1 protein-coding gene is annotated in these 1,156 nt (G+C 69.7%); it reads left to right on the top strand.

The window, feature by feature from the left end:
- On the top strand, positions 1–1,083 hold a 1,083-nt coding region (locus K3888_RS17495), incomplete at its 5' end, for an HNH endonuclease signature motif containing protein (protein WP_230931556.1).
- Positions 1,084–1,156 lie beyond the last annotated feature (73 nt).

A 1,156-nucleotide genomic window follows, 5' to 3' on the forward strand; every position in this document is an offset into this window, starting at 1 on the left:
CCCGCCGACAACACCGCAGCCGCAAACACGCCCAACACCGATACCGATACCGATACCGATACCGATACCGATACCGATACCGATACCGACGCTAGGCCCGGGCCTGCGGATGCGCCCTACAGCCTGGCCCAACGCCGCGCCGATGCCCTGATGTCCCTGATCTGCGGCGACACCACCGCAGCACCCGGCACCTCGCGCAGCTCCGGCACGCCGGACACGCCGGGCTCGGGCGCACCGGACGGGCCGGCGTCTGGTGGGGTGATGCTGCGGCCCAAGATCACCGTCATCGCCCCCACCGGCGCGAATACCAGCCGGTGGGCAGACCACACCCGGGTGGATTTCGCCCGCACCGGCGAAGCCGCCCTACAGTCCCTGCTGGACATGCTCGCCCGCAGCGACGGCGCCAGCCTGCACCACATCGACCCCACCCCCGGCGCCGCCGACGACCCCCATGCTGCGCTGCGCTACCGGCCCACCACCACCCTGGCCAACCAGATCCGGCTGCGGGATGGCACCTGCCGCCACCCCGGATGCACCGTCCCGGCCGACGCCTGTGATCTGGATCATGCCGTGCCGTTCAACCACGCCGACCCCACCCAAGGTGGGCAGACAGTCGAAGCGAACATGGCCTGCCTGTGCCGCCGCCATCACCGGTTCAAAACCTTCAACGACTGGCACTACCAACTCGACCCCGACGGCACCCTGATCATCACCACCGACCAAGGCCACACCATGGTCGCCCACCCCGACGGGCCCCTGGCCGACTATCGGCGCGAGCAGGCCCGGGCCGAAACCGCCGCGTGGGACCGGCAACAACGCCGCAACCCCGACCCCGGACGCGCTACCGCCACCGGCGGCCACACCCCCGCCGGGCGTGCCACCAAAACCTCCCGGGCCCGACGCGACGCCCGCAAACACACCCACCGCGACACACAACGCAGCCACAACGCCACCAACCGCCAGACAGCACACCAGGACGCCGCCACCCAAGCCAGACACCAGGCCCGCAACGCCGCCCGCGCCAAGGCACTCGCCAAAGCCGGAGCCACATTCTGGCCCATCACCGTGGCAATCACACCCTGAACCGCCCCAGGTTCTCCGCCGCTCCTATGTGGGTTGAAGCTCTCGTTTGAGAGCGGCGTAGTAACTCTGCTCG

Source organism: Dietzia aurantiaca, assembly GCF_021033825.1.
Lineage (GTDB): Bacteria > Actinomycetota > Actinomycetes > Mycobacteriales > Mycobacteriaceae > Dietzia > Dietzia aurantiaca.